The sequence below is a fragment of the Terasakiella pusilla DSM 6293 genome (genome assembly GCF_000688235.1).
GTDB classification, from domain to species: Bacteria; Pseudomonadota; Alphaproteobacteria; order Rhodospirillales; family Terasakiellaceae; genus Terasakiella; species Terasakiella pusilla.
The window spans coordinates 10,963-35,115 of the sequence record NZ_JHYO01000026.1 but is presented as its reverse complement, the minus strand read 5'-3'; the positions used below and the strand labels follow the sequence as shown (position 1 = coordinate 35,115).

The window sequence follows — 24,153 nt, the reverse complement described above, 5'->3', positions numbered from 1 at the left end:
AGTACCTAAGGCTTACTCGACGATTTCGACGTCAAAGTTTTCGATCACTGTGTTGGCCAGCAACTGCTTACACATATTTTCGATGTTTTCTTTGGTTTTTTCTGCTTCGTCGGTCAGTTCCAGTTCGATATATTTACCGATACGGACTTCACCAACACCGGCAAAACCAAGGGTACCAAGTGCATGCTCAACCGCTTTACCTTGGGGGTCGAGTACGCCGTTTTTAAGGGTCACGTGGACTTTAGCTTTCACTGTTCGCTTCCTTCACTTTAAGTTCAAGCGCAAAAAAGGCCCGCGAAAGGGCCTTTCTCTATAAAATTACTGTACGGTTTCTGAGCCTTTGTGGTCACCCGGCCCGTCACCTTCCGGCGTGATGCCGAGACGGCGCGCGACTTCCTGATAGGCTTCGCCCACACCGCCGAGGTCTTGACGGAATCGGTCTTTGTCCATCTTCTCGCCGGTTTCCGCATCCCACAGACGGCAGTTGTCCGGGCTAAATTCATCAGCCAGCACAAGACGCATCCCGTCTTCATCAAAGATACGACCAAATTCCAGTTTGAAATCGACCAATTGAATACCGATGGCGGCAAACAGACCGGACAGGAAGTCGTTGATGCGCAGCGCCATGCCGGTCATCTCTTCCAGTTCCATCGGGCTTGCCCACCCAAAAGCGGTGATATGTTCTTCAGAGACCAGCGGGTCACCCAGCGCATCGTCTTTATAATAGAACTCAACAAGCGCACGCGGCAAACGCAGACCTTCCTGCACGCCCAGTCGCTTAGTCAAAGAGCCGGTCGCAATATTGCGTACGACGACTTCAAGCGGCACGATCTCCACCTGACGGCACAGCTGTTCGCGCATGTTCAAACGGCGGATGAAGTGGGTCGGAATCCCCAGATCAGCCAGTTTCGTGAACACATATTCAGTAATACGGTTGTTCAGAACCCCTTTACCGGTGATGGTGCCTTTTTTCTCTGCGTTGAACGCAGTCGCATCATCCTTAAAATACTGAACAATAGTCCCCGGTTCCGGTCCTTCAAAAAGAACCTTTGCCTTGCCTTCATATATCTGGCGACGACGTGCCATGGCAATCATCCTGCTCTATGGAAAAAGTGGCCTTCCTATAGCAGGAGTCACCGCGCGGAGCAACGATTGTTTTTCCCCGCTTCCCCACCGGAACGCCCTTTGAGCACGCTCAATAGCTTTCAAAGGTTTCGCGCAAATTCAGTCCCAATTCTTTGGCGATGACTTCAACCATTTCCTGCTCTTTACGATCGATCTCGCCATCCGCCCGCCCCATCGCCCAGCAAACCTTTAGAATCAGTTCTTTATCTTCTTTGCTTTCGATCGTCTCTTTGACTTTGCGCAAAATGGCCTTTTGGGTGACGGCGCGATCTTTCTTCAACGCCGCAATATCTTTATCAAACCGGTCGGTGACCTGATCCTTCTCAAAACAATGCAGGCGGCTTAAAAGCTTAATCACCTGATCAAAGCGCACCCGCTGGGCCAACTCCACACGGGAATTAGCGGTTGCCACCAGCGCACACACGCCTGTCACGGATTCCAGAAAGTCCTGATGCTCATAGCGTTCGATCATTTCTGCCAAAGACACAAATATATTTTCAAAAAACGACATGGCGGCGATCCTAGTACTGAACCTCAAACGGGTCTTGCTTCATCAAGGAAGGGGGTTTTACCTCGATTTTAAAGTTTTTGGTTTTTTGAGGCTTTTTATCCGTTGGGATGTTGTACATCTCTTTGGTCCGCTTCTCCCCAATCTGACGACCGGACATACAGGCCTGCATAAGATAAGGCATCACACCAACGCGGGTGGCCTCGTCAAACAGGGCCAACTGGTTTTTCACCACTTCCACACAGCCGGGATAATCATTTTTATAAGCCTCCACTTTCTCGTCCGCCTGCGCCTGAAGAGGTACAGAAAGACCCGTGGAACAAACGATCACAGCCGACAGGATTGTTTTTACGCAGCTCATTTTTCATCCCCTTTCAAAAGGATGATACAGAATATCACAGCTTTTAAAACTGCCAATCAAAATGATGGATCAATGAATATCCGATTCGCTGGTCGCATCCAGCAAAAGTTCTTTAAACGACAGTAAGAAATGCTGATCCAGATGCCCCGGCCCCATCTTTTCCATGATCTCCATCGCCTGCACAGGCGACATGGGGTCTTTATAACACCGTCGATCGGTCAGCGCGCTAAACACATCGATAATCGCCGCCATACGGGCCAATTCGTTTAGCTCTTTCCCTTTTAAGCCATAAGGGTAGCCGGTGCCGTCCAGTTTTTCATGATGCTGTCCGGCGATAATGGTGACACCGCGCGGCAAACCCGGCGTATTTTCCAGAAAATCGATGGTCTGGGTCACATGAGAGCGCATGACCACCAGCTCGTCCGGCTCCAGCTTGCCCGGTTTATTAAGCACCTGATGGGGGATCATCATTTTCCCCACATCATGCAGCACGCCCCCTGTGGCAAGGATGCTCATGTCATTCCCTTTGACCCCAAGATGGTCCCCGAACAACGACAGGAACGTCGCCACCCTTAGTGAATGAACATATGAATAGTTGTCATGCCCGCGCACCCCTTGCAAAAGCGCTTTAAAGTTCCCGCTCTGCACAGCCGCGACCAAGGGTTCGCAACTCTGCTGAATATCGGCGTAAGGGAGCTCTTTACCTTCCGCAATCAAATCAGCAACCGAATTGAAAGAGGACAAGGTATTTTCCAAAGCCGCGCGCTGTGGCTCCTTCATCATCTTCCACTGTGCCTCGACATGGGCGTTCACCTGATCGGAAATCGCTTTCAACAACGCGCTGAACCGATAGGGTTTCACCAGCGTGCGCACCAGTGGCAAGGCGTTCGACGCGCCAATTTGTTCAAGATTACCTTGATGCGCTGTAAAGACCACGGGGATAAGGCTAAAACTTTCGGTGCGGCGCAACTGTTGCAAAACGGTTAAACCACCATGCGGGGATAATTCTTCGTCCAGAATAATCGCTGCGGGGTGGGAATGATGAAGCGCTTCGCTCAACTTCCCGGCGTCCTGGAAAGCATGGACCACATAAAATGAAATGAGAGCCTGGCTAATATCTTTCAGATGCTTCGCGTTCCCCGAAACAATGAAAATATCGTTTTTATTCGCCGATTTCAGTCCGGACTTGTCAACCAGATCACTTCCCATCGTCACACAACCGAACGGCCTCCCCCGCTTTTTTTCCCAACTTTGAATATACAAGAAAAGAGCCCGCGACCTGAACAAAAATATCACCCATTTGGGGGAGAATATACCTTTGCACCAGTCAACGGGCTCATTCGTATCTACGTAGTTTCAACTAGAAGCTAGTCTTGCTGCAACTCCGCAATATTCACATACAAGTCCAAGGCTTCCGGGTTTGCCAGCGCGGTTTTGTTTTTAACCGCACGCCCATGCACCACGTCACGCACGGCCAGTTCTGTAATTTTACCGGATTTCGTGCGCGGGATATCGCTCACGGCAATCACCTTTGCCGGCACATGGCGCGGCGTGCAACCTGTACGGATTTTCGTCTTGATCTCTTTAATCAAGGCCTCATCCAGCACGTTACTGTCTTTCATGACGACAAACAGGATCACACGGACGTCATCTTGCCAGTCCTGCCCGATCACGATGCTTTCTTGGATCTGCGGCAAGGCTTCCACCTGACGATAGATTTCTGCGGTCCCAATGCGCACCCCACCGGGGTTAAGAGTTGCATCGGATCGTCCATAAATCACAATGCCGCCTGTCTCTTTATCAATACTGATAAAGTCACCGTGGCACCAGATGTTGTCATATTCTTCAAAATAAGCAGCACGGTAGCGCGCGTGATCCGGATCGTCCCAGAACATCACCGGCATGGATGGAAACGGTTTTGTACAGACCAGCTCGCCTTTATCACCCCGCACCGGCTTGCCGTTGTCATCAAAGGTTTCAACCGCCATCCCTAAGGCACGACACTGGATTTCGCCACGATAGACCGGCCCTGTCGGGTTCCCCAACACAAAACAGCCCAAAATGTCAGTCCCGCCAGAGATAGAAGCCAGATGAATGTCTTGTTTAATATCGCGATACACGTAATCAAAGGATTCTGCCACCAACGGCGATCCGGTAGAGGTCATGGACTGCACGCTGGACAGGTCATGTGTTTCGCGCGGTTTCAGGTCTGCTTTATTCAGCGCATCGATATATTTCGCTGACGTGCCGAACATGGTGATTTTTTCTGCATCCGCATAATCAAACAAAATGTTGCCGGACGGATAGAACGGGGAGCCATCATACAGCATCAAGGTCGATTTACAGGCCAAGCCCGCAACCAGCCAGTTCCACATCATCCAGCCGCATGTCGTAAAGTAAAAGACGCGTGACCCATCGCCATTGTTGCAGTTCAACAGGTGTTCACTGACCTGCTTCATCAAGGTTCCGCCTGTGCCATGCACGATACACTTGGGCTTACCCGTCGTGCCGGAAGAAAACATGATGTAAAGCGGGTGGTTAAATTCTACATATTCATACTCGATCTCGTCAGGTTCAAACCCTGCCACATAATCGTCCAGCAGAACCGCGTTTTTAATGCCTGTGATATCGGGATTTTCCCGCGTGTACGGTACAATGATCGTTTTTTCCAAAGACGGGATTTGATCAACCACAGCCTGTACTTTTTCCAGACAATCGTGGGATTTACCGTTGTAATGATAGCCTTCAACCGCGATCAGGATTTTCGGTTCAATCTGCCCGAAACGATCCAGGACACCGTTGGCGCCAAAGTCAGGGGATGTGGAAGACCAGATGGCCCCGATCGACGTCACCGCCAACATCGCCATGATGGTTTCCGGCATGTTCGGCATGAAAGCGCAAACGCGATCGCCTTTTGTGATCCCTTGGGCGCGCAAGGCTTGGGCAAAGACCGAGACTTCTTCATGCAAACTCTTCCACGACAGGGAGCGTTTGACTTTATCTTCGCCCCAGAACACCAGCGCTTCGCTGTCGTCCTTTTTAGACAGAAGGTTTTCAGCAAAGTTCAGGCGGGCATCGGGGAAGAACTGCGCCCCCGGCATTTTGTCGCCATCCACAAGGACGCGATCCCCCCAAGTCTGTGCTTTCAGCCCGGCATAATCCTTGAGGAAAGACCAGAACTTCTCTGTTTCAGCCACGGAAAACTCGAACAAATCATCGTAATTCCCAAGCGACAGACCAAATTCTTCGTTCACCTTTTTGATGAAGTCCGTGATATTGGATGAGGCAACGCGCTCAGGGCTGGGGGTCCACAGGCAGGTATTCATATGCAAAAAACTTTCTTGATCAAAAAATTGAAACTTATGGAAGATAGCAAATAATTTGAGAATTAAAATTGAAGAAGTGTAAATTATCACATTTCGTATCAAATGAAACCATTTTTTCTTCCCTTGATCTTTGCCCACAGGGCCGTTAAGACCAAAGCAGGAAAGGGTTTTACACATGGAAAATGCATTTTGGGTCTTTGGATATGGGTCACTCATGTGGAACCCCGGTTTTCCCTATCTGGATGCACAGCCCGCCACCCTTAAAGGGTACTTGCGCTCTTTCTGCGTCTATTCCCATTACTATCGCGGCACACCGGAAAACCCCGGCCTTGTGTTAGGCCTGGACCCAAAAGCCGACGCGGTCTGTCATGGTGTCGCCTTTAAAATTGCCGACGATCAAAAAGCCAATGTCATCGCTTACCTGACCGAACGGGAATTGTGCGGTTATGCCTACCGCGCCGAAACCCTGCCCGTCTTTTTAGATTGCGGCACCCAAATCGACGCTTACAGCTTCGTTGCTGATCCTGATCACGCACTCTATGCCGGTGATATCGGTCTGGAAAATGCCGCCAATGTTATTATGCAAGCGTCCGGCAAAACCGGCCTCAACCGCGACTACCTGATCAACAGCGTGCGCGAACTCGAAGCCCACGGTTACGGCGACCCCCACCTGCACGAGCTGCTGAAGAAAGTCGAATACCTAACCGGCATCATCGAGGCAGGCGCAGGGATTTAACCCCTCCCCATGGTCCACAGACACAAAAAAGCCCCCGATTTTCATCAGGGGCTTTTGTTTTGCGTCTTAGTAGAAAGCGTCGATTACGCGATCCGGTGGGGTGTGCCCGTCGATAAAGGTTTTCATGTTGATGATAACCTTTTCGCCCATGTCCATACGGCCTTCGATGGTTGCAGAACCCATGTGCGGCAACAGCACCACATTTTTCATTTTGCGCAGTTTCGGGTTGATCGCCGGTTCATTTTCAAACACGTCGAGACCCGCGCCCGCCAGATCGCCTTTTTCCAGCATGCGGATCAAGGCAGGTTCATCAACGACTTCACCACGGGCGGTGTTGATGATATAGGCGTGTTTTTGCAGCAGCTTCAAGCGGCGTGCAGACAACAAGTGGTAAGTCGCCGGTGTGTGCGGGCAGTTGACAGAGATCACGTCCATACGGGCCATCATCTGATCGAGACTTTCCCAGTAGGTCGCCTGTAATTCGTTTTCCGTATCCGGGTGTAAACGGGTTTGATTGTGGTAATGGATCGACATACCGAACGCCGCTGCACGTTTTGCAACGGCCTGACCGATGCGCCCCATGCCGACGATGCCCAGACGTTTGCCGTTGATGCGGTGCCCCAGCATGGAGGTCGGGGACCAACCATCCCACTCATCGCCTTCAATCAAATGCACCCCTTCGACCAGACGGCGCGGGACAGACAGGATCAAGGCCATTGTCATATCCGCCGTATCTTCCGTCAAAACGCCCGGCGTATTGGTGACGGTAATGCCGCGTTGACGCGCGGATTTCAGGTCAATATGGTCTACCCCTGTGCCGAAGTTGGCAATCAAACGCAGATTCGGTCCGGCCTGTGCCAGCACGCCTGCGTCAATTCGGTCCGTCAAAGTCGGGACGAGAATGTCCGCCTCCTTAACCGCTTCGACCAGCTCCGCCTTGCTCATGGGTGTGTCATCCATGTTCAGGCGAGCGTCAAACAGCTCCATCATGCGTGTTTCTACTGCATCGGGCAGTTTGCGTGTTACAACAACAACAGGTTTTTTCTGGACCATTCTCTACTTCCCCTTGGGATTTTTCTAATTTGCCCCTTTTTTTAGGAGCCTCCGGCAAAAATATTTAACGATGTTTATAATACGTCAACTATTTCATTGGTACAGTGAACTTACAATTTTTCATGTTTTTTTTAGAAATAGCCGATTTCCCCCATGACCAAGAAAACTCTCATCGCCTCCCTGCTGTTGATTTCGCTGATTACGCTTGCCGTATCTTCAGCAGTCGCACAAGCCCGCAGTGGCTCCGGCCTACCATTGCCGCGATTTGTCACTTTGCGTTCCGGCGAAGTGAATTTACGCGCCGGACCGGGTGTGCGCTACCCTGTTGAATGGGTCTACAAAAAACGTAACCTCCCCGTCGAAATCGTCGCCGAATATGATACGTGGCGAAAGATTCGCGATTGGCAGGGCACCCAAGGCTGGGTCCATCAAGGCATGCTATCGGGCAAACGCAGCATCATTGTCACCGGTGATGTGCGCACTCTGCGGTCCGAACCCGATACCGGTGCCCGCCCTTCCGCCAAGCTGGAAGAAGGCGTGATCGCCAGCCTGCTGGAATGTCCAAACGGCACCACATGGTGCAAGATCGAGGCTGACGGCTATCTCGGTTGGTTACGCAAAGCCGAATTCTGGGGTGTTTATGCGGGGGAAAGTCTGGAATAGACTTCCCCAGCTTATCCTCACATCCCGAAGACGAAAATCGCCGCCAGCGATAAAACAGCCAGAAAGACTGTTTCCGCTACCAAGACCGCAACGGGGAAGTAGCCGACTTTTAACAAAGCGGCAAAAGACGTCTTCATGCCAAGGGCTGCCACCGCGCCAACAATGCACCAGCGCGACACATCGGTAAAAAAGCCGGAAATTTCAACAGGGACGGCAACCATACTGTTGAGCGCCACCAGCGCCACAAACCCCAGCACAAACCAAGGGAAAGGCAGTTTCGCCTCGCCACTTTGCGACTTTTTCATGCGCGTGCGCACAACCAGCATCACGGTCATGACCACTGGCAGCAACATGGCAACCCGCAACAGCTTGACGATGGTCGCGGTATCGCCTGCCGGATCGGATACGCTATAGCCTGCCCCGACCACTTGGGCGACATCATGAATGGTCGCCCCTAAAAAGATGCCGGTCTGTTGTTCGTTCAAGCCCGCAAGGGCCGCGATCATGGGATAGATCACCATCGCAATGGTACTCAGCGCCGTCACCGTGATCACGGTAAAAATGGTGTTGCGCTCATTATCTTCGTTCTGGGGCAAGACAGAAGATAAGGCCATTGCCGCAGACGCGCCACAAATCGCAACCGCCCCGCCCGTCAAACAGCCAAACGCAGAATCCGATTGGGAATCACGCGTTAAAATCAATCCCAAGGCGATGGTCGCCACGACACCGACCACCACCAAAATCACCGGCCCGATCCCCAGATCAACCACCGCTTCAAAGGAAATGCGAAAGCCCAGCAACGCAACCCCAATGCGCAGGATTTTTTTGGAGGCCAGATCAATGCCTTTTTTACAGCGGTCATGATCGGATAAAAAGTTAAGCGCAATACCGAGCAAAAGCGCGAAGACCATGGTCGGGCCACCATAATGACTGGAGAGAAAAACCGAAGTAATCGCGATCATACCCGCCGCCAGTAGCCCCGGCATCGTGTCTTGATAAAGTGTCTGAATATATTTCATGGGAAGGGGGGAGCCAAAAATTAGGTAAAAATTATATAACGTCCCTAAATTAATACACCTTCACTTCGTAAATAAAAGGATTTTCTATAGGTCGATCAGCTTCGCCAGAACGGGCCACCGATAATTAATCATAGACTTTCCCGCGCATTTGCGCCAAGAATCCCACAGATTCAATTAACAAGACCCCTAAAGGTAAGATGAAGCTTAATCTGCGGCCCATTTATTTCATCATCGGCTTGCTGTTGATGACACTGGCACTCGGTATGTTGATCCCCATGAGCGTGGATCTGGCCCAAGGCAATTCGGATTGGCAAGTCTTTATGATGTCATCCGGCGTGACCATCTTTGTCGCGCTTGCGCTGATCTTTGCGGGGCGCAGTCAGGAGAAAACACCTTTCTCCATCCGTCAGGGCTTTATTATGGCGACGTTCAGCTGGGTGGTCATGACGATTTTCGCGGCCCTGCCCTTTGCCTTTAGTGAACTGGACATGTCCTATACCGATGCTTTTTTTGAGGCTATGTCCGGCATTACCACCACCGGCTCAACCGTCATTACGGGGTTAGACTACGCCCCCCCCGGTCTATTGCTTTGGCGTGCGTTATTGCAATGGCTTGGCGGGATCGGGATCATTGTGATGGCCGTTGCCATCATGCCGATGTTGCACGTTGGGGGCATGCAGCTCTTTAAGGTCGAAGCGTTTGAAACAACCGATAAAGCCCTGCCCAAAGCCGCACAAATCTCTGCCAGTATCTCAGCCATCTATGTCGGGCTGACCCTGATCTGGGCCTTGGCGCTTTGGCTTGCGGATATGACCCCTTTTGAAGCCATCACCCATGCCATGACCACCATTGCCACGGGCGGTTTCTCCACCTCTGACGGGTCTGTCGGACATTTTGACAGCGGTGCGGTTGACGGCATCATTACGCTGGGGATGATCGCCGGATCTTTGCCGTTTATGCTTTATTTGCGCTGTTTGCGCGGTAACTTCACCGCCCTGTTGCGTGATACGCAGGTTCAGTGGTTTTTGGCCATCATCATCATGTTGATTATGCTGACCAGCGGCTTTTTATGGGTACAAAAAGGGCTAGACCCGATCCAAGCCCTGCGCTTTGGGTCCTTCAACGTGGTTTCAATCATCACCGGGACAGGTTTTGCGACCACGGATTATCAGCTCTGGGGGCATTTTGCCTGGCCGATTTTCTTCTTTATCATGTTTATCGGCGGCTGTTCCGGCTCCACCACCTGTGGGATCAAGATCTTTCGCTTTCAGGTGCTCTATGCCGCGGCTCATACTCAGATCAGACGCCTGCTGGAACCACATGGCGTCTTTATCCCCTACTATAACCGCCGCCCGATCCCGGAAGAGGTTTTAACCTCCGTCCTGAGTTTCTTCTTTATCTTTGGGGTATGTTTTGCCTTGCTGGCCATGGCCTTGGGCATGATGGGGCTGGATTATGTCACCGCCATCTCCAGTGCCGCAACCGCCATTGCCAACGTCGGCCCGGCCCTTGGCGATATCACGGGGCCAAGCGGTAACTTCCAGACCCTGCCCGACAGCGCCAAATGGTTAATGGCCTTTGGCATGCTGCTGGGCAGGTTGGAACTGTTTACCGTGCTGGTCCTCTTTGTCCCGACCTTCTGGCGCGGCTAAGCTTTATTTCAGGACCGGAAGGTGGGTTTTAACGCTGCTATCCATCGCTTCGTTGAAATCCGCCATCATCTTTTCCACCATATCAAACCATGCTTTTTCCCGATCTAACAGACTGAGGTCTTCGGCAAGGGTGATAGTGCGATTGGTTTCTGCCGCTGAATAGGCCTTGACCGTACCATTACTGTCCATGACTTCGATACGGACATTGGCGGTGGTGATATATTTTTCCGACTGATCGTTGGTGAAGATACCTTTGACGCCGGTTGCTTTCGGCAGCTTTTGCTCCAAGGCTGTCGCTTCCAAAATCACAACCTGCGCCACACCACTTGTGCCACCGGCGACCAAGCGGTCCCGTGCCCAATTGTTAATCGCTTTACTGGGCGATGTCGGATACTGGTGGGAAACGTCACGACCTTCCGCAGAGGGCTTGGACTGGTTGATCACATCAATTGCCGCCACATCCAGTGTGATCTGGGGCAGATGGACAAAAGTAATTTCCGGTAAAACCTGTACGGGCGGGTTTGTTTGCGCACAGGCAGACAGCCCCACGACAACAAGTAACCCCGCAAAAAAACGTCTCATCTAAACCTCCATAGAAATAATAATCTGTTTCTATGATACAGGCTTAGATGAGATCAGATGTCAATGTTTGACCGCTTTTTCCGCTTCTTTTTCATCGCGCAAGGCCGTCAGACGCGCCGCATCGAAGGTGTAATCGGTCGAACAGAAATGACAGGTCACAGTGGTCCCGCCTTCTTCAATCATGTCGTTCAATTCCGGTGTCGGCATGCTTTTTAGAGTCGTCTCCAGACGTTCTTCCGAACAGCGACATTCCTGATGGACGGTCCGTGTCTCGTAAACACGAACACCTTCGTCATGGAACAAACGATACGGCAGGTCCGCCATCCCCAAGGTCGGGTCCAGCATCTCTTGATCCGTCAGGCTTTTCAGCATGATGGTGGCGTGGTTCCATTTTTCCTTCGCCGCGTCTTCATCATTTGCCTCATCCGGTAAACGTTGGATCATGACCACACAAATGCCGCTGTCGCCATAGGCAATTTTAAAGTCGCTATCCAATTGTTCAGAACTTTGGAAATAGGCATGTGCACAATCGCTCAGGGTGCCTTTTTCAAGCGCCGTAATGCCTTGATAGGGCTGCATGTGCTTACCTTGATCGACCGTAAAGGCCAGACGCCCTGTCCCTAACAACGTTTCGATTGTCACCGCAGGGTTGTCGCCCAATGCTGCCAGTTTATCCGCATCAAATCCGGCATAGCCGCGCAAGCCACCGTCCGAGGTAATATCACTCACCAACGCCTTGATCGGGCCTGCGCCTTCCCCTTCCGAGATGGCCTGTAGGGAAAAGACCCCGTCATATTTAAGACCAGAGGCCAAGGCAACGGTCAAGCCCATGGCTTCTGCCAGAATGTCCGCAATCGGTTTGGGATATTTATGGGCTTCGAGAATGGTTTCAACCGATTTGCCCAAACGGATCACACGACCGCGAATATCCAATTCATCTACCTGAAACGGCAGAATACGGTCATCTAAAAGCTGCTTGCTCATTTTCATACTATCCATTTAACAGCGTTGAGCCTCTATCCATATCGGACAGAGGCTCAAATCATTCAAAATTTTTCTCTATATAGGGTCGGATCACATCATTGACCAGACCATAATGCCTTTTTGTGCATGTAATCGGTTTTCCGCCTCATCCCAGACGACGGAATTTGGACCATCCAGCACCGCATCGGTGACTTCTTCCCCCCGGTGGGCAGGCAGGCAATGCAGGAACAAGGCATCATTGGCACATTGCGCCATCAAGCCTTCATTGACCTGATAAGGGGTCAACAATTCCATCCGGCGATCATAATCGCTATCGCCCATAGATACCCACGTATCCGTCACAACCACATCGGCACCACTCGCCGCCAGTTTGGGGTCTTTCACGATGGAGATATTGCCCCCTTCGTTCGCGGCCCAATCCAGAATGCTGTCCTTCACCATCAACTCATCCGGACAAGACAAACGCAATTCGAAACCGAAACGGGTTGCCGCATGGATATAGCTGTTCGCCATATTGTTACCGTCACCAACCCATGTCACCACTTTACCCGCAATCGGGCCGCGATGTTCTTCAATGGTCATAATGTCCGCCATCAACTGACAGGGGTGGCTGTCATCGGTCAAGGCGTTGATCACGGGAATGGTGCAATATTCCGCCATTTCCGTCAGCTTTTCATGGGCATCGGTACGCAGCATGACGCCATCAACCATACGCGACAGGACGCGTGCAGTATCTGCAATGGTTTCCCCGCGCCCTAGCTGGGAATTTTCCCCCATCAGGACCAGCGGATGGCCCCCTAGTTGTACCATGCCCACTTCAAAGGACACGCGCGTACGGGTCGAGGGTTTTTCAAAAATCATCGCCAGACATTTGCCGTCCAGCGGTTTGTCACCACCCGCCACATTCAGGCCGCGCTTATAACCGTTCGCCAGATCCAGAATGTGCCGGAGTTCATCACCATCAAGCAGGTGAAGGTCTAAAAAATGCTTCGGTTTCATAATTTATTTTTCCGAAAGTTCTGCGCATGACCGCATCAAAATAGCGATCGCAGCTTCAATATGTTCTTCCTGTACCACCAAGGGCGGCAACAGGCGCATGACGTTGTCACCGGCAGGAACCGCCAGCAAACCGTTGGCAAAACATTTGGCAACCAAATCCGTATTGGTGACCTTACATTCCAGCGCCAGCATCAAACCACGACCCCGCACGCCCGTCACAACAGTCGGGTGCGCGTCCACCACGTCTTGCAAGCGCGCCTTAAACAGCGCGCCCATTTTGCTGACGTGATCGAGGAAGCCGTCTTCCAACACCACATCCAACACCGCATTGGCTGCCGCCATCGCCAGAGGGTTGCCGCCATAGGTCGACCCGTGACTGCCCGGTGCCATACCGCTTGCCGCCTCGTTTGTCGCAAGGCACGCCCCCACCGGGAAGCCCCCGCCGATGCCTTTGGCAATCGCCATCACATCCGGCGTCACGCCCGCCCATTCATGAGCAAACAGCTTACCTGTCCGGCCCACACCAGTTTGCACTTCGTCAAACATCAACAACAGGCCATGCTCGTCACAAAGCGCGCGCAAACCTTGAAGGAAGGCCACATCCGCCGGACGCATCCCGCCTTCGCCCTGCACAGGCTCGACCAGAATAGCCGCCGTCTTATCGGTAATCGCCGCTTTCGCAGCGTCCAGATCGTTGAAGGCGACCTGATCAAACCCGTCCAGCATGGGGCCAAAGCCGTCACAATGTTTGGCTTGTTTGCCCGCCGACAGGGTCGCCATAGTCCGGCCATGGAATGCGCCTGCAAATGTCAGGATACGATAACGATCACTGCCTTTTGCGGCAAAATGCTTACGCGCGACCTTGATCGCACATTCATTCGCTTCTGCACCGGAGTTGCAGGAAAACGCCACATCAGCAAACGTGTTTTCCGCCAATCGTCGTGCAAATCGTTCCTGTCCCTTGATTTTATAGAGATTAGAACAATGCCACAGTTTTTGGGCTTGCTCGGTCAGGGCCGCAACCAAATGAGGATGGGCATGACCTAAACAGGTCACCGCCACACCGGCGCCGAAATCGAGAAAGCGCTTGCCGTCCTCAGCGAATAGGAATACCCCCTCGCCTTTATCGAAAACGACATCAGCCGGGGCATAGGTTTTCATGACAGATTGGGTCATGGGTTATCCTTTACCACACGTTTAAATAAACAAAATTTTCCATTTAGGAAAGCGGACGAGTATCCGGATAGTCCGACAGGCTGTCAATTCGAAAAAACCCCTATTTAGCGTATTTCTTCGCCTTTTTGTGCTTTTTGCTGTTGGGCAACCTGCAAAATGGTTTCCAAAGCCTCGTCACGGATCGATAAGTCGCGCAAATGGGTGCAGGTATTGTCCAGATATTCCAGCGCACTGCCGCCTTGTCCGAAACCTTGCAAGACCAACCGCACCTTTTCGTGCTGAGGCTCATCTCCGACATACTGATCATGATCCCTACGTGCCACAAAGGTATAGGCCGGACACCGGCGTCCATCTTCCAGAGTGATCTCCAGCCAACAGGGATCATACACATTGTTGATCATCTCGCGCTCCTGCAGATAGGCCATCACATCTGCTTCATCCTTTGCGGAGATTTTAAAGGCACGCCCCTGACAGTGACCACCGGGGCGCAGGCCCATGACGATCCCCGGCACCTCTGGTGTGCCCCGAAAAACATAAGATAAAACACAGAGGTCACGATGATAGCCCGCCAAGGTCGCCAGACAGACCTGTTCGTACTCAAACCCCGGTGACCACATCAATGACCCGTAGCCAAAAACCCAAAGTTCTTTTTCTCGCGCCATTGATAACCTCAAGATCTACTCAAAAATATTTTTTACTTTGATATGATTTTTTTTATTAAAACGCAAATCTGCTGACTCACGGGTGGGAATCCTAGGACTTCTGCGGGTCCATTTTTTAATCCACCAAGCCTGTGGATAAGTTTGTGGGTTGTTCTGGGGTATGTCGAATTAGACCAGCAAAACCGCCACTTCCTATGAAGTGCCTATTTTTTGTGCACCAAAATAACCCATTGAAATTAAACGTTATTTTTAAGGGAAACTTTTACACAACCTATCTGTTTCATAGAAGAGTCACGAAAATGAAACGAATTTTTCCTCTTTACAGAATGTGCAAAACTTTGCAGGGAGTCCCCTCTAGGATTCCCCACGATTCGCAAAAATTCGATTCCATTTCAGGCAAGTTGAGCCCAGCCGCAAAAGCGTGCTGAATCACAAAAACTTAGACGGCGGCGTTAAAGCGTTCAATCTCGACACCGACACTTGCGATGTCTTCAAACACGTCCAGTTTTTCCACCCGAATGCGGGCACATTGGACGCGGATATCCTCCAGACAGCTTGCGGCAATCTTCTCCGCAAGGGTCTCACACAGGTTGGTATGATCGCCACTGACGATGTCCCGCACCTTGTTGGAGATTTGTTCGTAACAGACCACATTATCGATATTATCGTTGTGGTGACTTTCCGACACCGTCAGGTCCAGATTAACCCGGATACGCTGCGGCGCTTCATGTTCATATTCATAAACGCCGATAGAACACAAAAGGACGAGATCCCGAATAAAGACATGCCGTACGGAAGCTTTCGCATCTGCAATACGAAGCGGTTGAACGTTGTCGGCTTGATACGCGGTCATCGGCTTGTCCTATTCTCGTGGTGGGGTATGATTATCCCCCTGGGCCCAGCCCAGATGTTCTCCGCCATCAAGGGTGATCATTTGTCCCGTCATGGCTTGTGCGCTAAGGATATACAACACTGCGTTGGAAATATCCATAAGGTCGGTCGGTTTTTTTAAAGGTATAGCTTCGTACTGGGCCTGAAAGTCCGCCTCAGTTTGGCGCACATTCTTTAAAGTCGGGCCTGGCCCGATGGCATTCACACGAATATGAGGCGATAAAGCAAGCGCCAGCGTTTGCGTCAACGTCCACAGCGCGGCCTTGGAAAGCGTGTAGCTGGTAAAGTGCGGCGTCAGGTTCCAGACCCTCTGATCAACAATATTAATGATATTGCCCCGCACCCCTTCTTTCTGGCGCGCAAAATGCTGACACAACACGAAAGGCGCGCGCAAATTTACACCCATATGTAAATCCCAGCTCGCCTTACTGGCAGTCAGCGCCGTATCATTTTCAAAAACAGAGGCATTATTAATAAGGCAGCTCACCAGCCCCAGACGCGCCTGAACGGCGGGCAACAGGTGCTGCACATCGTCTTCATTTGAAAAGTCGGCGGAGAAAATTTCGGCCACACCACCTTTTGCGCGGAGTTGATCCGCCAAGGCTTCTGCCTTTTCACTTGAGCCATGATAATGGATGGCAACGGCCCAGCCTGCCTCAGCAAGGGTACTTGCGATATGCGCTCCGATACGTTGCGCTGCGCCTGTGACCAATGCCACCCTCATCGTTAGGCCCCGATTTTTTCCAAAAGACTGTCCACACCATAGGCCTGAACCGCGATATAGACACCATAGCTAGCCGCAAAGATAAAGCCTTCAAGACGCGACAACTTCCATCTGGTCACCATAAACGGCACCAACAGAACAGTTGCCCCCATCATCACCCACAGATCAAACTCGATCAGTTGCTGTGCAACAGGCAAAGGCTGGATCATGGAAACGATCCCCAAGACACCAAGGATATTAAACAGGTTGGACCCGATCACGTTCCCCAACGCCACATCCGTATGACCACGCAAGGCCGCCATACCAGACGCCGCCAATTCCGGCAGACTGGTGCCGACCGCAATCATGGTCAGGCCAATCACTTCTTCTGAAACACCATACTGACGGGCAATCTGCGTGCCGCCATCAACCAGCAGCTCCGCACCAAAGACCACCGCTGCGATCCCGCCAAGGGTCATCGCCAGCAAAACCCATGGATTGTCCGGCGCTTCAACTTCTTCGGCTTCATGGGCGTGCATTTCTGCCACTTCAGGGTCCGCACCATGGGCTTCGCGCCAATAAGAATAAACCAGAAAACCAATAAACATGGCTGTCAGGATAAGACCCGACATCATGTCTAATGATCCGCTCAACGCCAGTCCAGTAAAGACCGCGCTACAGACCACAAGGATAATCCCATCACGGAACACAGACCCCGGATCGCTATGGATCGGCTTAATCATAGCCGTCACCCCAAGGATCAACAGAATATTGGCGATGTTGGAGCCGATAATGTTACCGGTCGCAATACCTGCAACACCCGCCATGGCCGCGTCCAAACTCACCACAAATTCAGGTGCCGACGTCCCAAGCGCCACAACCGTCATCCCGATCACAAGCGGGGAAACCCCGATACGGCGGGCCAGACCAACCGACCCTTTGACCAGATATTCCGCCCCGCCTAACAACAGGACAAAACCGATTGCGATAAGCACATACATCATCATATTAAAGGAGATCCAATTCCTGATGGAGAAAAATGAGCTAGAGCTTTGCCATGCCCGCCCCTTAATGTAAAGGGGCGAGACACAACAGAGTCATTTTTCTTAAGAATTGTTCTAGCGGTTCGTGGTACCGGTCCGCCGTTTGCTGTACCCCATCATTTCCATGGCCCGGATGATGGTTTCAACAATCTGTTCAAAGTGCGCAAAATGATCCGTATTGATCGTGAGATCAAAGTTTGTCGGATCGTTCAGGCGGGACTTGAACATGCTCCAGACAAAATGCCCACGCTCTTTATTAACAGCCGCGCAACGTTTTTTAGCTTCCGTCAAACTCAACCGCTCGCGATGGGCAACCCGTTTGGCGCATGCCTCTGGCGAACCGGTCAGCCGGATCCGCAGCACATCACGCCCATCCAAGACCACATGAGCACCACGTCCCATAATGATCCCGCCCTTATGGTAAATTGCGCGGATTACAGTCACCAGCGCATGAGCATAGTCTTCGCGCGAGACATTTTTCCCCGTCACCATGGCATAAAGCCAGGAATCACTTGCCGAACTTAATTTTTCATGCAGATTTTTCAGGACACTTTTATTGACCTCATAGCGGTTGGAGATCGCATCCATAATTTCTTCATCATAAATGTCCAGCCCCAGCCGTTCCGCCAGCAATTGCGCAATCGCATCCCCGCCAGTCCCCAGATCCCGCGAAATGGTAATGACCGGATGAAGAGGGGCGTCGCTATTCATCGGTGAAACCTCGACAGCTCTGGACAGAGCCTGAATGACACCTTGTACGTCAATGGTCATCGTTCTTCTCCCTGCTTGCCAGTGTACGACCCAAAACAGGACTTTGTTTCAGCCCTAATGATACCAAAAATACACCCAAAAGTCTTGAGCTGAGACAATTATTCAAAAAGAAAATCAAAAAAGCTAAAAAAAACAGTTGCACGCCCCAAAGGACTTCGCTAGTTTTCGGCCTCGTTCCAGCAGGTTTGTACAGAACAGCGTGCAAATTTATACATATATTGTGGACAGGTGGCCGAGTGGCTGAAGGCGCTCGCCTGGAACGCGGGTATGGGTTAATCGCTCATCGAGGGTTCGAATCCCTCCCTGTCCGCCATTATGAAAAAGCCCGAGGTTAATGCCTTGGGCTTTTTGCTTTTGAAGGGTGTTTTTCCCTTTCTATACCGATTTTGATATACTTGGCATCCAGTCCTGCCTTTGTCTTTTTGTGTCAGATCTTTGCTGATCATAGCTCCGTTCTTTCGAAACCGGCCGCCGTAGACTTAATCTATCCGTAAATTACTCCCAGCAAATTGAACCACAGCTTGCACAATAGGCACAAATACCTTAAATATAAAAGGCTGACAAATTGCGGACTTTAAGGTGTGGTAATTTTATCGTTTTGTTTCAAAGATGTGCGTTCAATCTACTAAAAAAATGGTGATAAATTAATATTCATCATAAAAATATTTTCAATTACGGATTGAAAATTAGAGATTAAAAGTTAACATATCAGCAAAAAAAACAACAGTAGGCGCTCTGAAAGAACAAAGCGGATAGAGGGGGAGAGAACGGCGATTTTGGCCTGCCTCTTCCAACCATCTTTTTGGCGGGAGCATGCTTGTGGTTAAAACAAAACTGACAACGTTCATCTCAACGATGCTTGTGATTATAGCAACGCTCATCGTTGCGGCTATCCTCAGTGCTTTTTGGGAACTCAATTCCCTTCACAACAGAAACCAAACCCTACACAATACAGTCCTTCAAAACGTATCCGGCAATCTGAAAAATGAACTGCGTCTACTGGAATTTGACCTTGATTTCCTCCACACCTCTGACGTCTTAAGAAGCTACACCAACGCCCCAACAGCGCAAAACCACGCCGCATTGGGAGCGCTTTTTAAAACCCTTGCCCTGACCTCACGACGTTATGATCAAGTCCGTCTCCTCGACGCCAGCGGTATCGAGGTTTTACGGGTTAACTACAAGGCTCCCAACGCTGTTTTGGTTCCGACTGCCCAATTGCAAAACAAAAGCCGTCGGTATTATTTTCAAGAAGCCCTCAAGATTGAACCGGGCCTCACCTCTATCTCCCCACTGGATTTAAACGTCGAAAACGACGCGGTAGAAGTGCCACATAAGCCGGTTATCCGCCTGTCACGCCCCATATTCGATCCTTACGGCAACGTCCAATATGTCTTAATTTTAAACTATCTCGCGGAAAACCTGATCAAACACGTCCGCAACGCCAGCCTACAAAATTCACTCAATCTCTGGCTTTTAAATGAAAAGGGCGACTGGCTCTTTGACCCGCAGGATAATCGCGCCTTTGCCTTTCAATTGCGCTCCCATCCGTTACGGGTTTCCCATGAGATGCCCAACACCTGGAAGATCTTGAGAGAAAACACAGGCGGCAAATTCTATGCGGAGAAAGACGCGGATGAAGGAACACTCGCTGACGGCGAACCACGCTTCTTACAGTTTTTTACCCATGGCACAGATTATACATTCACCAAATTGACCAGTGCCAACATAGCTTCCCACCCGGACAGTAGACTCGAACTGATCATTGTGGCCAACAGCCCTACGCCAAGTATTTTCAGCTATGTCATGTCAAAATTATCCAAAATTGACATGATCCTGTTTCTCCTTTTTACCCTTGCGGCTTCGGCACTGCTTGCCCATTTCCGCACAAAAAAGGTCATGGCGGAAATAGACCTTATGTCCCAAAAGAAACGTCTGCAAAAAATTTATAACAATACGTCGGAAGCCATGGTGATCATCGACCAATCAGGCTGTATCCGCGAGTTTAACCCCGCCGCCGAGCGCATTTTCGAGCTAAAAGCCGATGAAGCCATTGGTCAGAATGTGCATATTCTCATGCCCCCTTCCGATCATGCCAACCACGATCAGCATCTAAAAAATTACGTGAATGATCGCCAATCCCGCTTAATCTCTTACCCCAGACAGCTGATCGCACAACGTTCTAATGGTGAAGAATTTCCCATCGAAATCAACCTTACAGAACTCACCCAAAATGGCGAGACCTTCATCCTTGGCAACATCAAAGATATTTCCGTTCGTGTCGCCAATGAAAAGGCTCTCAAGGAATATCACGAAACCCTGGAAATCAGCGTAGAACAACGCACACAAGAACTACAAGACACCACAGACCGTTTAGACCTTGCCCTTTCCGCAGCCAATATCGGAGTGTGGGAATTTGACATTGAAGACGAAATCCTCGTCATGGATAAGCGAGCCGCCCATCTTCTCGGACATGGCAACGAACCCCAAAAAGTGAGCTATCGCACGCTTCATTCAAATATGGTCCCCCATGACAAGCAGGCCCTTCAAAAAGCCCTTGAAGAATGCGCCAGAAATAAGTCCGGCTTTGCCCAACAGTTTGAGATCAACCATCCAAGCTATGGTCGGCGCATCTTGCGTAGTCAGTCTCTTTATGGGGAAGATAAGGATACAGGAAAACCAATGTTTACTGGCGTGGTCGATGATGTCACCGCACAAGTAACCATTGATAAAGCTCTGGAGGCTGCGAAAAACGAAGCTGAAAAGATGACCCGTCTCAAGGGAGAGTTTCTGGCCAATATGAGCCATGAAATCCGAACCCCCATGAATGCGGTCCTCGGTCTGGCCCAGCTCCTGCACAAACCGGACATGCCCGAGGAAGTGCGCGAACTTTCCGGTAAAATACTCAACGCCGGGCAGTCTCTTCAAGATATTCTGAACGATATTCTGGATTTCTCCAAAATCGAAGCCGGCAAACTGGAACTCTCCCAACACCCCTTTACCCTGCAAGAGCTCATCGACAGTATTGCCACCATTATGTCCATCAGTTCAGCACATAAAAATATTGATCTGATCATTCACCCTCAGAGCAGTGTTTTCACCTCACTCATCGGGGATCCTCTCCGCCTCAAACAGATTCTGATCAACCTTCTTGGCAACGCAATCAAGTTTACCGAACAAGGATACGTCAAGCTTGCCATTAAAACGCTGGAAGAAACAGAGCGCGAGATAACGTTATGGTTTGAAGTGTCCGATACCGGCATCGGCATGTCCCGGGATGCCCTTAAGAATATTGAGCAAGCTTTTGTGCAGGCAGAAGGCAACACAACCCGAAAATATGGCGGCACAGGTCTTGGTTTAACGATTACGTCCAAGCTGCTTAAAATGATGGGAAGCGAGCTGAAATCACAGAGTGAGCTGGGACAAGGCAGCCAGTTCAGCTTTACCCTCACCTTAACTGTCGACAGGTCGGCGAAAACCTCGTCACCGGAAGTCACCAACCTTGATGTTGTCATTGCTGACGACCTTAAAATCGCACAGGACGCACTGGAAAACACCGTCAAGAGCCTGAACTGGAAACCCAAAACATTCTCCAACGGGCAAGATGCCCTAAACTATACACTGAACGTCAGCAAACATCACAAAGCGCCTGACATCTTATTGCTTGATTGGGACATGCCGGTCATGGACGGGCTGGAAACCTCTCGATTAATCAAAGAAAGCCTGTCAGATCACAACTTACCCATTATCATTATGGTTACCGCCTATTCAAAGGACAATGTCCTGAAACAGGAAAATGCGGCGTATATTGATGCGGTGATGGAAAAGCCGGTGACTACGTCATCACTGTATGATCAGGTCATCACCCTAAAAAATCCAGGGCATAAAAAGCAGCAAAAACAACCAACGACAAATGAGAAATGCCTCTTGGGCCTCACGATTCTGGTGGTTGATGATAACGAATTTAACCGGGATGTGGCCGAGCGGATTTTAAAAGATCAAGGCGCAACCGTGGTTCTTGCGATCGATGGCGAAGAAGCAACCCGCCACATGATGGAAACCCCTTCCTTATTCGATCTCATTCTGATGGATATTCAAATGCCCAGAATGGATGGGTATGAAGCCACCCGAAAAATTCGGGAAATGGAAGACACACAGCACACCCCCATCATCGCATTAACCGCCGGGGCTTTTCAGGCGCAGAAAGATGCAGCCTTTGAAGCTGGTATGGATGGCTTTGTCTCCAAACCCTTTGATATTCAATTGATGCTCGACACCATCCTTGAAAAAACGGGGGCTCCCCCTCTCGCGCCGCCCCGCACGGCCGATGAACAAACCGCCAGCGCCACGCCCTATCAGTATCTAACCCTCTCTCTGGCCTTACAATTATGGGGCAGCGAAGAAAAACTCGCACAATACTTCCAAAAATTCCTAAGTGACTATGGGGAGGCCATCCCCCCCCTGCTGGAATTGGGGCCAGAGGATGCCCAGCGCCAACTCCACAAGATGAAAGGGGCCACCGCCGCCCTTGGCCTTAATAACTACGCCGATTTTTTAAATACCGTCGAAGGCAAAATACATGAAGGCAGCTTGATCCGTGACTTTGCTGACGAACTCAACCAGATCCACCAACAGGTTCTGGACGAAATTGCCACCTACCTCGACACCCTCCCCGCGGCCGAGGTGTCGGCGTCATCAGCCGAAGCGGTGCAAAAACATACAGCAACAACCCCGCAAGACCTACAGGCCAAGCTGGAAGATCAAGACCTGGATGCCAGCGAGAGTCTGCTTCAGCTTCTGCAAGAAAGTGATCCATCCAACCCGCTCTATCCTCAAATCGCAGATGCCCTGCGTGACTTCGACTTTGCCAAAGCCGCAGAACTTTTGTCAACTGCCAGCCCTGAGAGCAAAAAATGAGCACTGAAACCATTCTAGTCGTCGATGATGAAGTTCAAAACCTTGCCTTAATCCGCCAGATCATTGGCAAAGACTATACTTTAAAATTTGCAAAAAACGGTGAAGAGGCAATCACCGCTGTGAAGCGTTTCAACCCTCAGCTCATCTTGCTTGATATCCAATTGCCCGACATGGACGGGTATGAAATCTGCCGACAGTTAAATGAAAGTAACATTCTGGAAAACACCTCGGTTATTTTTGTGACCAGCCGCTCGGCAATCAGCGCGCAGGCCGAAGGGTTTCATGTGGGTGCTATTGATTACATGATCAAACCCATCGTGCCCGAAATCCTCAAGTACCGTGTAAAAACCCACCTTAATCTCGTGCGCAAAAAAGCACTGGAAACCAGCTACCACGACGCTATCCGCATGTTAAGCGAAGCCGGACATTACAATGATACCGATACCGGCATCCATATCTGGCGTATGGCCCGTTATGCCAAAACCTTAGGCCAACATATCGGGTTAGATGAAAATACCTGCGCCCTGATCGAAATGGCTGCCCCGATGCATGATACGGGTAAAATCGGCATACCCGACAGTATCCTGAAGAAACCCGGCAAACTTGACGCTCAGGAATGGGAAACCATGCAAAAACATTGCCTGATCGGCTATGAAATCCTCTCCAAAAGCCAAGCACCGATTTTTAAACTCGCCGCCCAAATTGCCTATTATCACCACGAAAAATGGGATGGCACAGGCTATCCCCTCGGCCTCAAAGGCAATGACATCCCGCTGGAAGTTCAGGTTGTTGCCATTGCCGATGTCTTTGATGCCCTAACCACCAAACGGCCATACAAAGAAGCTTGGTCAACAGAAGACGCCTTCCCCTACATGCTTAGTGAAAGTGGGAAACATTTTAATCCTGATCTCATTCAGGCTTTTTGCGACATTCGCCCCCTTATCGAACGTATCCAACAACAATTTAAAGATGTAGACTAGAC

At 50.6% G+C, this 24,153-nt stretch carries 22 protein-coding genes and 1 tRNA gene; 6 read left to right on the top strand and 17 right to left on the bottom strand.

The features are described 5' to 3' along the window. Window positions 1-12 precede the first annotated feature (12 nt). The 6 genes from purS to Q397_RS0115695 all read right to left on the bottom strand — a co-directional run bounded on the left by purS (window position 13) and on the right by Q397_RS0115695 (window position 5,320). The gene (gene purS, locus Q397_RS0115720) at window positions 13-252 is read right to left on the bottom strand and encodes a phosphoribosylformylglycinamidine synthase subunit PurS (RefSeq protein ID WP_028880236.1); all 240 of its coding nucleotides are present in this window, start codon (window positions 250-252) and stop codon (window positions 13-15) included. Window positions 253-318: 66 nt separating this feature from the next. Next, the gene (gene purC / locus Q397_RS0115715; RefSeq protein WP_028880235.1) at window positions 319-1,086 is read right to left on the bottom strand and encodes a phosphoribosylaminoimidazolesuccinocarboxamide synthase; all 768 of its coding nucleotides are present in this window, start codon (window positions 1,084-1,086) and stop codon (window positions 319-321) included. A gap of 109 nt (window positions 1,087-1,195) precedes the next feature. Next, window positions 1,196-1,636 carry a tellurite resistance TerB family protein gene (locus tag Q397_RS24365; RefSeq protein WP_028880234.1) on the bottom strand — a complete coding sequence of 147 codons (441 nt, stop codon included), beginning with the start codon at window positions 1,634-1,636 and terminating at the stop codon, window positions 1,196-1,198. A gap of 10 nt (window positions 1,637-1,646) precedes the next feature. Continuing rightward, window positions 1,647-1,994: a hypothetical protein gene (locus Q397_RS0115705; RefSeq protein WP_028880233.1), complete on the bottom strand. Its 348-nt coding sequence runs from the start codon at window positions 1,992-1,994 to the stop codon at window positions 1,647-1,649. A 69-nt stretch (window positions 1,995-2,063) separates the two neighbouring features. Further along, window positions 2,064-3,203 (bottom strand): HD domain-containing phosphohydrolase, encoded by a 1,140-nt coding sequence (locus Q397_RS22905; RefSeq protein ID WP_051610142.1) that lies wholly within the window; start codon window positions 3,201-3,203, stop codon window positions 2,064-2,066. A 158-nt stretch (window positions 3,204-3,361) separates the two neighbouring features. Next, window positions 3,362-5,320 carry an acetoacetate--CoA ligase gene (locus Q397_RS0115695; protein ID WP_028880232.1) on the bottom strand — a complete coding sequence of 653 codons (1,959 nt, stop codon included), beginning with the start codon at window positions 5,318-5,320 and terminating at the stop codon, window positions 3,362-3,364. A 175-nt stretch (window positions 5,321-5,495) separates the two neighbouring features. Here Q397_RS0115695 and Q397_RS0115690 point away from each other — a divergent pair, with 175 nt between their 5' ends. Continuing rightward, entirely contained in the window at window positions 5,496-6,056 is a 561-nt protein-coding gene (locus Q397_RS0115690) for a gamma-glutamylcyclotransferase (RefSeq protein WP_028880231.1), read from the top strand. A 66-nt stretch (window positions 6,057-6,122) separates the two neighbouring features. Here Q397_RS0115690 and Q397_RS0115685 read toward each other — a convergent pair whose 3' ends face one another. Beyond that, window positions 6,123-7,109, bottom strand: a complete 987-nt coding sequence (locus Q397_RS0115685; protein ID WP_028880230.1) for a 2-hydroxyacid dehydrogenase — start codon at window positions 7,107-7,109, stop codon at window positions 6,123-6,125. A 153-nt stretch (window positions 7,110-7,262) separates the two neighbouring features. Here Q397_RS0115685 and Q397_RS0115680 point away from each other — a divergent pair, with 153 nt between their 5' ends. Beyond that, window positions 7,263-7,772 carry an SH3 domain-containing protein gene (locus Q397_RS0115680; RefSeq protein ID WP_028880229.1) on the top strand — a complete coding sequence of 170 codons (510 nt, stop codon included), beginning with the start codon at window positions 7,263-7,265 and terminating at the stop codon, window positions 7,770-7,772. Window positions 7,773-7,789: 17 nt separating this feature from the next. Here Q397_RS0115680 and Q397_RS0115675 read toward each other — a convergent pair whose 3' ends face one another. Then, window positions 7,790-8,791 (bottom strand): YeiH family protein, encoded by a 1,002-nt coding sequence (locus tag Q397_RS0115675; RefSeq protein ID WP_038014283.1) that lies wholly within the window; start codon window positions 8,789-8,791, stop codon window positions 7,790-7,792. Window positions 8,792-8,988: 197 nt separating this feature from the next. Between Q397_RS0115675 and Q397_RS0115670 the strand changes: the two genes are divergently transcribed. Further along, window positions 8,989-10,443, top strand: coding sequence for a TrkH family potassium uptake protein (locus Q397_RS0115670; RefSeq protein WP_028880227.1), 1,455 nt, complete (start codon window positions 8,989-8,991; stop codon window positions 10,441-10,443). 3 nt (window positions 10,444-10,446) lie between these two features. Here the strand turns inward: Q397_RS0115670 and Q397_RS0115665 are convergent, their stop codons facing one another. The 9 genes from Q397_RS0115665 to Q397_RS22885 all read right to left on the bottom strand — a co-directional run bounded on the left by Q397_RS0115665 (window position 10,447) and on the right by Q397_RS22885 (window position 18,254). Next, window positions 10,447-11,025, bottom strand: coding sequence for a hypothetical protein (locus Q397_RS0115665; protein ID WP_028880226.1), 579 nt, complete (start codon window positions 11,023-11,025; stop codon window positions 10,447-10,449). Between the two features lie 60 nt (window positions 11,026-11,085). Beyond that, window positions 11,086-12,009 (bottom strand): Hsp33 family molecular chaperone HslO, encoded by a 924-nt coding sequence (gene hslO, locus Q397_RS22900; protein ID WP_051610141.1) that lies wholly within the window; start codon window positions 12,007-12,009, stop codon window positions 11,086-11,088. 90 nt (window positions 12,010-12,099) lie between these two features. Beyond that, window positions 12,100-13,008, bottom strand: coding sequence for an ornithine carbamoyltransferase (gene argF, locus Q397_RS0115655; RefSeq protein WP_028880225.1), 909 nt, complete (start codon window positions 13,006-13,008; stop codon window positions 12,100-12,102). Between the two features lie 3 nt (window positions 13,009-13,011). Beyond that, window positions 13,012-14,184 carry an aspartate aminotransferase family protein gene (locus Q397_RS0115650; protein ID WP_028880224.1) on the bottom strand — a complete coding sequence of 391 codons (1,173 nt, stop codon included), beginning with the start codon at window positions 14,182-14,184 and terminating at the stop codon, window positions 13,012-13,014. 104 nt (window positions 14,185-14,288) lie between these two features. Beyond that, window positions 14,289-14,846, bottom strand: coding sequence for a gamma-glutamylcyclotransferase (locus tag Q397_RS22895; RefSeq protein WP_038014273.1), 558 nt, complete (start codon window positions 14,844-14,846; stop codon window positions 14,289-14,291). Window positions 14,847-15,285: 439 nt separating this feature from the next. Beyond that, a complete protein-coding gene (folB, locus tag Q397_RS0115640) occupies window positions 15,286-15,699 on the bottom strand; it encodes a dihydroneopterin aldolase (protein ID WP_028880223.1) in 414 nt (137 codons plus the stop codon). 9 nt (window positions 15,700-15,708) lie between these two features. Next, window positions 15,709-16,461, bottom strand: a complete 753-nt coding sequence (locus Q397_RS0115635; protein WP_028880222.1) for an SDR family oxidoreductase — start codon at window positions 16,459-16,461, stop codon at window positions 15,709-15,711. A 2-nt stretch (window positions 16,462-16,463) separates the two neighbouring features. Next, window positions 16,464-17,435, bottom strand: a complete 972-nt coding sequence (locus Q397_RS22890) for a calcium/sodium antiporter (RefSeq protein ID WP_338056292.1) — start codon at window positions 17,433-17,435, stop codon at window positions 16,464-16,466. Window positions 17,436-17,558: 123 nt separating this feature from the next. Next, complete coding sequence (locus Q397_RS22885) at window positions 17,559-18,254, bottom strand: cytidylate kinase-like family protein (RefSeq protein WP_051610139.1); 696 nt, start codon at window positions 18,252-18,254, stop codon at window positions 17,559-17,561. Between the two features lie 222 nt (window positions 18,255-18,476). On the opposite strand from Q397_RS22885, the gene Q397_RS0115620 reads away from it, so the two are divergent. The 3 genes from Q397_RS0115620 (at window position 18,477) to Q397_RS0115610 (ending at window position 24,151) form a co-directional block, all read left to right on the top strand. Further along, window positions 18,477-18,567, top strand: a tRNA-Ser gene (locus Q397_RS0115620). A gap of 506 nt (window positions 18,568-19,073) precedes the next feature. Further along, entirely contained in the window at window positions 19,074-23,171 is a 4,098-nt protein-coding gene (locus Q397_RS24360; protein ID WP_205618841.1) for a response regulator, read from the top strand. Next, the gene (locus Q397_RS0115610) at window positions 23,168-24,151 is read left to right on the top strand and encodes a response regulator (RefSeq protein WP_028880220.1); all 984 of its coding nucleotides are present in this window, start codon (window positions 23,168-23,170) and stop codon (window positions 24,149-24,151) included. The genes Q397_RS24360 and Q397_RS0115610 overlap by 4 nt, the downstream gene beginning before the upstream one ends. Window positions 24,152-24,153: the final 2 nt, after the last annotated feature.

What these genes read in the sequence shown, in the direction of transcription:
- purC (WP_028880235.1), bottom strand. Translation starts at nt 1,086, where the DNA reads ATGGCACGTCGTCGCCAGATATATGAAGGCAAGGCAAAGGTTCTTTTT.
- Q397_RS24365 (WP_028880234.1), bottom strand. Translation starts at nt 1,636, where the DNA reads ATGTCGTTTTTTGAAAATATATTTGTGTCTTTGGCAGAAATGATCGAA.
- Q397_RS0115705 (WP_028880233.1), bottom strand. Translation starts at nt 1,994, where the DNA reads ATGAGCTGCGTAAAAACAATCCTGTCGGCTGTGATCGTTTGTTCCACG.
- Q397_RS22905 (WP_051610142.1), bottom strand. Translation starts at nt 3,203, where the DNA reads ATGGGAAGTGATCTGGTTGACAAGTCCGGACTGAAATCGGCGAATAAA.
- Q397_RS0115695 (WP_028880232.1), bottom strand. Translation starts at nt 5,320, where the DNA reads ATGAATACCTGCCTGTGGACCCCCAGCCCTGAGCGCGTTGCCTCATCC.
- Q397_RS0115690 (WP_028880231.1), top strand. Translation starts at nt 5,496, where the DNA reads ATGGAAAATGCATTTTGGGTCTTTGGATATGGGTCACTCATGTGGAAC.
- Q397_RS0115685 (WP_028880230.1), bottom strand. Translation starts at nt 7,109, where the DNA reads ATGGTCCAGAAAAAACCTGTTGTTGTTGTAACACGCAAACTGCCCGAT.
- Q397_RS0115680 (WP_028880229.1), top strand. Translation starts at nt 7,263, where the DNA reads ATGACCAAGAAAACTCTCATCGCCTCCCTGCTGTTGATTTCGCTGATT.
- Q397_RS0115675 (WP_038014283.1), bottom strand. Translation starts at nt 8,791, where the DNA reads ATGAAATATATTCAGACACTTTATCAAGACACGATGCCGGGGCTACTG.
- Q397_RS0115670 (WP_028880227.1), top strand. Translation starts at nt 8,989, where the DNA reads ATGAAGCTTAATCTGCGGCCCATTTATTTCATCATCGGCTTGCTGTTG.
- Q397_RS0115665 (WP_028880226.1), bottom strand. Translation starts at nt 11,025, where the DNA reads ATGAGACGTTTTTTTGCGGGGTTACTTGTTGTCGTGGGGCTGTCTGCC.
- hslO (WP_051610141.1), bottom strand. Translation starts at nt 12,009, where the DNA reads ATGAGCAAGCAGCTTTTAGATGACCGTATTCTGCCGTTTCAGGTAGAT.
- argF (WP_028880225.1), bottom strand. Translation starts at nt 13,008, where the DNA reads ATGAAACCGAAGCATTTTTTAGACCTTCACCTGCTTGATGGTGATGAA.
- Q397_RS0115650 (WP_028880224.1), bottom strand. Translation starts at nt 14,184, where the DNA reads ATGACCCAATCTGTCATGAAAACCTATGCCCCGGCTGATGTCGTTTTC.
- Q397_RS22895 (WP_038014273.1), bottom strand. Translation starts at nt 14,846, where the DNA reads ATGGCGCGAGAAAAAGAACTTTGGGTTTTTGGCTACGGGTCATTGATG.
- folB (WP_028880223.1), bottom strand. Translation starts at nt 15,699, where the DNA reads ATGACCGCGTATCAAGCCGACAACGTTCAACCGCTTCGTATTGCAGAT.
- Q397_RS0115635 (WP_028880222.1), bottom strand. Translation starts at nt 16,461, where the DNA reads ATGAGGGTGGCATTGGTCACAGGCGCAGCGCAACGTATCGGAGCGCAT.
- Q397_RS22885 (WP_051610139.1), bottom strand. Translation starts at nt 18,254, where the DNA reads ATGACCATTGACGTACAAGGTGTCATTCAGGCTCTGTCCAGAGCTGTC.
- Q397_RS0115610 (WP_028880220.1), top strand. Translation starts at nt 23,168, where the DNA reads ATGAGCACTGAAACCATTCTAGTCGTCGATGATGAAGTTCAAAACCTT.